The sequence below is a fragment of the Streptomyces sp. NPDC127106 genome (genome assembly GCF_042677605.1).
Classification (GTDB): domain Bacteria; phylum Actinomycetota; class Actinomycetes; order Streptomycetales; family Streptomycetaceae; genus Streptomyces.
In genome coordinates, this window is the sequence record NZ_JBHXTC010000046.1 from 38880 (window position 1) to 47289 (window position 8410).

The window sequence follows — 8410 nt, forward strand, 5'->3', positions numbered from 1 at the left end:
CACCTGTGGTAACGACGCCTCCGGACCCCGCCCGCCCGCCGCAGCCGTCCGGGAAGACGCTGCTGCGCCGCGAACTGCTGGCCGCCCGCCGCGCCCTGTCTCCCGGCTCCCTGCGCACGGCGGCCCGTGCGCTCTCCCGCTCCGCGCTGGCCCTGCCCGAGCTGGCCGGCGCCCGCACCGTGGCCGCGTACGTCTCGGTCGGCAGCGAACCGGGGACCCGCGATCTGCTGGACGCCCTGCGCACGGCCGGGAAGCGGGTGCTGCTGCCCGTGCTCCTGGCCGACAACGACCTCGACTGGGCCGTGTACGAGGGCCCGGGCTCCCTCGCCGAGACCGTCCACGCGGGGAAGATGCCGCTGCTGGAGCCGTCCGGCCCGCGCCTGGGGCCGGAGGCGGTCACCGGCGCCGACGCGGTCCTGCTGCCCGGGCTGGCGGTCGACGGGCGCGGGATGCGGCTGGGGCGCGGCGGGGGCTCGTACGACCGGGTGCTCGCGCGCCTGGAGCGCGCCGGGGCGCATCCGGCGCTGGTCGTGCTCCTCTACGACGAAGAGGTGGTCGCGCGGGTCCCGGAGGAACCGCACGACCACCCCGTTCAGGCGGTGGCCACCCCCTCGGGGGTGGTGCGTTTCACGGATTCAGCGTGAGCCGGTACTCCGTCGCCTTGTCCACGGCCTCCTTGCCGAAGGGCCAGTCGAGCAGGTCGCCCTTGGCCCACAGCGTGGTCTGGTCCGTGTAGTTGTCGTGGTACGTGTGCCCGGAGGCGCCGGTGAGGTTGATCCAGCGGGACTTGTCCAGGTCGCCGAGGTTCACGACCATCCGCATGGACGGGACCCAGGTGACCCCGTAGCCGCCGGCCGCGTTCCAGCCGGTCGCGTTCACGGTGGCCTCGCCGCCGCCCAGGTTCCACGGGCCGCGGTTGAGCATGAACTGCAGGAAGCCCGGGCCCTCCTTGCCGATGGTCTGGTTCTCCAGCGTCAGCTGGTGCATGCGGCCCCAGCTCCAGGTGGACTGGTCCTTGCCGAGCTTGGCGGTCAGCTCCCAGCGGGCGTCGACCATGGCGCGGGCGAAGAGCTCGTCGCGGGTGGTGGTCGCCGGCTTGTTGCGGAGGGCGGGCGACTGCCACCAGGCCGACTTCTCGTCCTTGACCAGGCGGCGGACCACCTCGAACCAGCGGTCGCCGCCGTCGGGCTGCGCCGAGTCGGCGTCGCGGGCACCGCATTCGCGGACGGTCTTGGCCAGGTCGTCGGCCGGGCCGCTCGTCTCCTCGCGGACGTTCCTGCAGCTGCCCTGGATGCGCAGCTCCTTCGGCAGCTTGTCGCCGAAGGCCAGGCGGAGGATGTTGCTCCAGACCGCGTTGAAGTAGGCGGCCGCCGCCGAGTCCGGCTCCTGGGTGTAGTTCCAGCCGTCCAGCAGCTTCTGGGCGGCGCGGACGTCCGGGTCGCTCATCTCGATCTTGGCCAGGATCGGGGTCAGCAGCGCGGCGATCTCGCTGCTGTTGTCCATCTGCATGGCGCGCATGTCGTCGCTGGAGATCTTGCCGCTGTCCTTGATCTTCGCCTCGATGAGGTCGTTGATCCGCTGGCTGCGGGCGCCGTAGCCCCAGTCGCCGGTCAGCAGGTGCGGGTACTTGCCGGCCCCGGTGCCGTTCTCCACGACGGCCTGGTTCGCGGTGACGATGTAGCCGCGCGCCGGGTTGTAGTCGTACGGCATCTCGTCCTGCGGGATGTAGCCGGTGTTGCCGTCCTTACCGCCCTTCCAGGCGTACTTCGGGTCCCAGCCCGGGGCGGGCATGCGGCCGTCGCCGGCGCCGCGGAGCGGGATGCGGCCCGGGGCCTGGTAGCCGATGTTGCCCTTGACGTCGGCGTAGATCAGGTTCTGCGAGGGGACCTCGAAGTCGCGGGCGGCGTTGCGGAAGCCCGCGAAGTCCTTGGCCTTGTTGAGCTTGAAGACCGCGTCCATCGACTTGCCCGGGTCCAGGGCGGTCCAGCGCAGGGACACGGCGTAGCCGTCGCCGCGGTCCGGGGCCGAGGGGGGCACGGGGGCGCGGCTGCCGACCGTGCCGAGCTCGTCGCTGCGGTCGGAGACCAGCGGGCCGTTGTTGGTCGAGCGGATGGTGATCTTCTTGGGGGCGCCGCCGGCGACCTTGATCTCCTCCACGCGGGTCGTGAAGGGGACCACCTTGTTGTCGTAGACGTAGCCCTCGGGCCGCACCTGCTCCAGGTAGAGGTCGGTGACGTCGGCCCCGAGATTGGTCATGCCCCAGGCGATGTCCGCGTTGTGGCCGATGACCACGCCGGGCATGCCGGAGAAGGTGTAGCCGGCGACGTCGTACTGGCACTGGGGCGAGACGGCGCGGCAGTGCAGGCCCATCTGGTACCAGACCGAGGGCAGCTGCGGGGACAGGTGGGGGTCGTTCGCGAGCAGCGGCTTGCCGGTGGTCGTGTACTTGCCCGAGACGACCCAGGAGTTCGAGCCGATGCCGCTGCCGTTGGGGCCGAGGATGGCCGGGACCTGGTCCAGGGTCTTGGCCAGGGAGGTCAGCGAGGTGCGCAGGCCCACGGACGCGCCCTGGGCGGTGGCGCCGCCGGCGAGGCCGGACTGCGGGGCGGTGGAGGGCTGGGAGGCGGTCGAGGCGCCCGCGGCGCCGGAGCCGGTGCCCGCGCCCGTGCCCGCGCCCGTGTTGCCGGAGCCGGTCGCGGAGCCGGAGCCCGCGCCCTTGCCGTTGTCGGAGCCGGGGGTGCCCTGCGGCGCGAACTTGCCGCCCTCGATCTTGCCGCCCTCGACGACGGGCTTGTTCCGGTCGAAGGGGTAGGGCGGGTAGAGCTCTTCGATCTGCTGCGGGGTGAGCTTGTTCGTCATCAGCGCGCGGTCGATCTCGTCCTGCATGTTGCCGCGCAGGTCCCAGGCCATCGCCTTGAGCCAGGCCACCGAGTCCACCGGCGTCCACGGCTCGGGCCGGTAGCCGTCGCTGAGCTTGAGGGCGGCGTGCTCGACGGAGAGGTCCTTGCCGGACTTCCCCTTCAGGTACGCGTTGACCCCGTCGGCGTAGGCCTGGAGGTACTTCTTGGTCTCGGCCGAGAGCTTCGAGTCGAGCTCCGCCTGGGCGACGTGGCGCCAGCCGAGGGTGCGCAGGAACGCGTCGGTCTCGACCTGGCCGGCGCCGAACATCTCCGAGAGCCGCCCGGAGGTCATGTGGCGGCGCACGTCCATCTCCCAGAAGCGGTCCTGGGCGTGGACGAAGCCCTGGGCGCGGAAGAGGTCGTCGTCGTTGTCGGCGTACAGCTGCGGAATGCCGTTGGTGTCGCGCTTGACCTCGACGGTCCCCTTCAGGCCGGGAACCTTCAGGGAGCCGGTGGTCTGGGGGAACGAAGCCCGGACGGTGTCCAGTCCCCAGTACGTCCCGTACCCGAAGCCCGACAGGAGCGCCAGGACCAGAACGAGCACGAGCAGGCGGGCGCGTCGTCCCTTCTTCTTGACGGAAGGGGCGGTTTCTTTGGCGGGCATCGCTGTCCTTAGAGGGGCAGGGTGGTCCTGGCAGTGCTGGAAGCAACCATAGGCGCAGGACCGCTTCCGTTGATCCGCCAGGGGTCGAGGTCCTCAGGACAAGGGCGAACCGGCGTTTCACAATGTGACTATCACGTAAAGGAAGCGTCAAATGTTAGGTAGGGTAACGACCCACTCGTCGATCCGGTCGCCAGGGGGAACGATCCACCAGGCGTGCTGAGGAGGGCCGCCCACTGACCGTCCACACGCTCAACGAGCTTCTGCTGGTCTGCTCGCTCGTCCTGCTCGTCGCCGTCGCGGCGGTGCGCGTCTCCTCGCGCAGCGGGCTGCCCAGCCTGCTCATCTACCTGGGGATAGGCGTCGCGATCGGCCGGGACGGCATAGGCCACGTCGTCTTCAGCAATGCCGCGCTGACGCAGGTCATCGGCTACGCAGCGCTGGTCGTGATCCTCGCCGAGGGCGGTCTGGGGACCAAGTGGAAGCAGATCGAGCCGGCGCTGCCGGCCGCGGTCGCCCTGTCGCTCGTCGGCGTGGCGATCAGCGTGGGCGTCACGGCGACGGGCGCGCACTACCTGGTCGGGTTGGACTGGCGGCAGTCCCTGCTGATCGGCGCGGTCGTCTCGTCGACCGACGCCGCGGCCGTCTTCTCCGTCCTGCGCAAGGTACCGCTACCGTCCCGGGTCTCGGGGGTGCTGGAAGCGGAATCCGGCTTCAACGACGCCCCCGTCGTCATCCTCGTCGTCGCGTTCTCGGCCGTCGGCCCGATCGAGCCCTGGTACGTCCTGATCGGCAAGATCGCGCTGGAGCTCGCGATCGGCGCCGCGATCGGCCTGGCCGTGGGCTTCGTGGGGGCGTACGGCCTCCGGCACGTGGCCCTGCCCGCCTCGGGCCTCTACCCGATCGCCGTCATGGCCATCGCCGTGACCGCGTACGCGGCCGGGGCGCTGGCGCACGGCTCCGGCTTCCTCGCGGTGTACCTCGCGGCCATGGTGCTCGGGAACGCGAAGCTCCCGCACTGGCCGGCGACCCGCGGGTTCGCGGACGGGCTCGGCTGGATCGCCCAGATCGGCATGTTCGTCCTGCTCGGCCTGCTGGTCACCCCGCACGAGCTGCCCGGCGACTTCTGGCCCGCGGTGGTCATCGGCCTGGTGCTGACCATGGTGGCGCGGCCGCTGTCGGTGTTCGTCAGCCTGGTGCCGTTCCGGCTGCCCTGGCCGGAGAAGACCCTGATGTCGTGGGCGGGCCTGCGCGGCGCCGTCCCCATCATCCTGGCGACCATCCCGATGGTGACCGGGATCGAGGGCAGCGACCACATCTTCAACATCGTTTTCGTGCTGGTCGTCGTCTACACGCTGGTGCAGGGGCCGACCCTGCCCTGGCTGGCCCGCAAGCTCAAGCTCGGCACGGTGGACGAGACGGCCGCGGACCTGGGGATCGAGTCGGCCCCGCTGGAGAAGCTGCGCGGGCACCTGCTGTCCTTCGCCGTCCCGGCGGCCTCGCGGATGCACGGCGTCGAGGTGAGCGAGCTGCGGCTGCCGTCCGGCGCCTCGGTCACGCTGGTCGTCCGGGAGGGGAAGAGCTTCGTACCGCTGCCGTCGACCGTGCTGCGGCGCGGGGACGAGCTGCTGGTGGTGGCCACCGATCAGGTGCGGGACGCGGCGGAGGTGCGGCTGCGGGCGGTGGCCCGGGGCGGGAAGCTGGCCGGTTGGCTGGGAACGGGCAACGGCAAGCCGGATCGTTGACCGGATTCCTCGGCCGACGGCGGATACGACCCGTCCATCCCATGGTCCCGCCCGCCTTCGACATGAGAGCAGCGCTCTAGAATGCGCATTTTCCATGGAATCTGTGGGGCTGTACCCCGATTCCCGGGCTCTTGGAGGGCAAACCTCCGGTTAATCGCAGGCCAAGACACATCTTGTCGGCGGAATCACAGGGCGTGATAGCACACCTGCCTGTACGATAAAGGCACACCACATCGAACCAACTCTGCCTGATGCAGAGCTGGCGCGACCGCAAAGCGGCCGTGGCACCCTCACCGCAGTGGGCGCCCAGGTATCACTCGGTTCTGCGCAAGAGGACAGCTCTCGGGGTTCCCGCGTACGGGTGCGGCCGCTCACCAGCGAAACACCTCCGCAAGCCGGGATCTCTACCAGGCAGCGGAAAGGCCAGGCCGTGACATCCGCGGTCACGACCGACACCTCCGCCCGGCCCGGCTACGGCGCGCTCCTGCGCACCCCCGGCGCCCTGGGCTTCGTCCTCCCGGGATTCGCCGCCCGCCTCCCCTTCGGCATGCTGACCATCAGCATCCTGCTGCTGGTCCAGCACACCACCGGCTCCTACGGCAGCGCCGGCATCGTCTCCGCCGTCACCGGCATCTCGATGGCGCTGTCCGCACCGGTCATGGGGAAGTTCACCGACCGCCGCGGCCAGAGCGCCGTCCTCGTCCCGGTCGTCCTCGCGCACGCCGCAGCCGTCGCCGCCCTGGTGGCACTGGCCCTCCTCGACGCCCCGCTGTGGGCGCTGGCGCTCGCCGCCGTCCCCACCGGCGCCTCGGTCCCGCAGGTCGGCCCGATGGTCCGGGCCCGCTGGACCGCCCGGCTGGAGGGCTCCCCGCTGCTGCCGACCGCAGCCGCCTTCGAATCCGTCACCGACGAGTTCACCTTCGTCGTCGGCCCCGTGCTCGCCACCGCGCTGTGCACCGGCGTCCACCCGGCCGCCGGCCTGACCGCCGAAGCCGCGCTGACGCTGATCGGCGGCTTGGTCTTCGCCGCCCGGCGCGCCACCCAGCCCGAGATCCACGCCCCCGCGGCGGGCGCCGAGAAGCACGCCTCCGCGCTGTCCTACGCCGGCCTGCGCGTCCTGATCGCGGCCTTCCTCGGGATCGGCGCCGTCTTCGGCGGCATGCAGGTCTCCCTGGCCGCCTTCTCGAACGAGATCGGCAACCCGGGCGCGAACGGCGCACTGTACGGCGTGTTCGCGGCCGGCAACATGATCGCGGGCATCGCCTGCGGCGCCATCGCCTGGAAGATCGGCCCGCGCCGCCGGCTGCTGCTCGGATACACCGGCCTGACCGTCGCCGCGTCCGTCCTGTGGACCGCCCACTCGGCGGTCCTGCTCGGCGCCCTCGGCCTGCTCGTCGGCCTGTGCATCGCCCCGGCCCTGATCACCGGCTACACGATGGTCGAGTCGCTGGTCCCGGCCCACACCCGGACCGAGGCCTTCACCTGGCTGACCGGCGCGGTCGCCTTCGGCCAGGCCGTGGCCGTCATCGCGGCCGGCCGCCTGACCGACGCGCACGGGTCCTCGTACGGCTTCCTGGTGCCGATGGCGGGCACGGTGCTGGCCCTGGCCACGCTGCTGGCGCTGCGGTCGAAGCTGGCCCCCAAGGCCCCGAGCCGGATCATCAACTCGTCCGCGCCCGCCGACGAGCACGGGACGCCCGCCGACGAGCGTGGGATGGGTCACCGCGTGCCGGTGACGGTGGACTGATCCGCCGGAATACGTCACCATGAAGCATCGTTAGCACTCATCGAGTCAGAGTGCCAGGAGGAAATTCGTGCCGACCTACCAGTACCAGTGCACCGAGTGCGGTGAGGGCCTCGAGGCCGTGCAGAAGTTCACGGATGACGCACTGACCGAGTGCCCGAACTGCAACGGACGCCTCAAGAAGGTGTTCTCCGCGGTCGGCATCGTCTTCAAGGGTTCCGGCTTCTACCGGAACGACAGCCGCGGCGCCTCGTCGAGCAGCACCCCCGCCTCGAAGCCGGCTTCGTCGTCGAGCAGCACCTCGACGGCTTCCTCTGCGCCGGCCGCGTCGTCCGCCCCGTCCACGGGCTCCACCTCGGCCGCCTGACCGAGCCGCTTCACCGCGAGGCCCCGCCGCCCTGGAGGCAGCGGGGCCTCGCGCATGCCCCGGTTAGGGTGACGGCATGGCTAACGCAGAGATCGGTGTCATCGGCGGCTCGGGCTTCTACTCCTTCCTGGAGGACGTCTCCGAGGTCCAGGTGGACACCCCGTACGGGCCCCCCAGCGATTCCCTCTTCCTCGGCGAGCTGGCCGGGCGCCAGGTCGCCTTCCTGCCCCGTCACGGCCGGGGCCACAAGGTCCCGCCCAACAAGATCAACTACCGGGCCAACCTGTGGGCGCTGCGCTCGATGGGCGTGCGCCAGGTACTCGGACCCTGTGCGGTCGGCGGACTGCGCGCCGAGTACGGGCCGGGGACGCTGCTCGTCCCGGACCAGCTGGTCGACCGTACGAAGTCCCGGGTCCAGACCTTCTTCGACGGGGAGCCGCTGCCCGACGGGACCGTTCCGAACGTGGTGCACACCACCTTCGCCGACCCGTACTGCCCGGTGGGACGCTCGGTGGCGCTGGCCGCGGCCCGCGGCCGGGCCTGGGAGCCCGTCGACGGCGGCACCATGGTCGTGATCGAGGGCCCGCGCTTCTCGACCCGGGCCGAATCGCAGTGGCACGCGGCGATGGGCTGGTCGGTCGTCGGCATGACCGGCCACCCCGAGGCCGTCCTCGCCCGGGAGCTGGGACTCTGCTACACCTCGATGGCGCTGGTCACCGACCTTGACGCGGGCGCGGAGACCGGCGAGGGCGTCTCCCACACCGAGGTCCTGAAGGTGTTCGGCGAGAACGTCGGCCGCCTGCGCGAGGTGCTCTTCGACGCGGTGGCGGCCCTGCCGGCCACGGACTCCCGCGACTGTCTGTGCACGCACGCCCACGACGGCTGGGACCTGGGCATCGAACTGCCGTAGGCGGCCCGGATGCCCGCAGGACGATGCGGCCCCCCCCCCCCCGCCGGGGGGGGGGGGGGCCCCCCGCCCCCCCGCGGGGGGGGGGGGCCGCCCCCCGCCCGCGGCGGGGGGCCCCCACGGCCGCGTGCTGTATGTTAATAACA

General features: G+C 71.5%; 6 protein-coding genes. 5 read left to right on the forward strand and 1 reads right to left on the reverse strand.

The annotated features are described in order from the left end of the window. The first annotated feature begins 5 nt into the window (after positions 1 to 5). Complete coding sequence (locus ACFVGY_RS28785) at positions 6 to 644, forward strand: 5-formyltetrahydrofolate cyclo-ligase (RefSeq protein ID WP_385682390.1); 639 nt, start codon at positions 6 to 8, stop codon at positions 642 to 644. Here ACFVGY_RS28785 and ACFVGY_RS28790 read toward each other — a convergent pair. Next, the gene (locus ACFVGY_RS28790; RefSeq protein ID WP_385682393.1) at positions 628 to 3504 is read right to left on the reverse strand and encodes a penicillin acylase family protein; all 2877 of its coding nucleotides are present in this window, start codon (positions 3502 to 3504) and stop codon (positions 628 to 630) included. The genes ACFVGY_RS28785 and ACFVGY_RS28790 overlap by 17 nt on opposite strands. 260 nt (positions 3505 to 3764) lie before the next feature. On the opposite strand from ACFVGY_RS28790, the gene ACFVGY_RS28795 reads away from it, so the two are divergent. The 4 genes from ACFVGY_RS28795 to ACFVGY_RS28810 all read left to right on the forward strand — a co-directional run bounded on the left by ACFVGY_RS28795 (position 3765) and on the right by ACFVGY_RS28810 (position 8267). Beyond that, positions 3765 to 5246, forward strand: a complete 1482-nt coding sequence (locus tag ACFVGY_RS28795; RefSeq protein ID WP_385682464.1) for a potassium/proton antiporter — start codon at positions 3765 to 3767, stop codon at positions 5244 to 5246. Positions 5247 to 5676: 430 nt separating this feature from the next. Next, positions 5677 to 6993: an MFS transporter gene (locus ACFVGY_RS28800; RefSeq protein WP_385682396.1), complete on the forward strand. Its 1317-nt coding sequence runs from the start codon at positions 5677 to 5679 to the stop codon at positions 6991 to 6993. A 67-nt stretch (positions 6994 to 7060) separates the two neighbouring features. Then, positions 7061 to 7357: an FmdB family zinc ribbon protein gene (locus tag ACFVGY_RS28805; RefSeq protein WP_385682399.1), complete on the forward strand. Its 297-nt coding sequence runs from the start codon at positions 7061 to 7063 to the stop codon at positions 7355 to 7357. A gap of 76 nt (positions 7358 to 7433) precedes the next feature. Then, the gene (locus ACFVGY_RS28810; RefSeq protein ID WP_385682402.1) at positions 7434 to 8267 is read left to right on the forward strand and encodes an S-methyl-5'-thioadenosine phosphorylase; all 834 of its coding nucleotides are present in this window, start codon (positions 7434 to 7436) and stop codon (positions 8265 to 8267) included. The last annotated feature ends 143 nt before the right edge of the window (positions 8268 to 8410 follow it).

Bases quoted from the DNA above. Each gene is read 5' to 3' on its own strand.
- ACFVGY_RS28790 (WP_385682393.1), bottom strand. From the start codon at position 3,504: ATGCCCGCCAAAGAAACCGCCCCTTCCGTCAAGAAGAAGGGACGACGC.
- ACFVGY_RS28810 (WP_385682402.1), top strand. From the start codon at position 7,434: ATGGCTAACGCAGAGATCGGTGTCATCGGCGGCTCGGGCTTCTACTCC.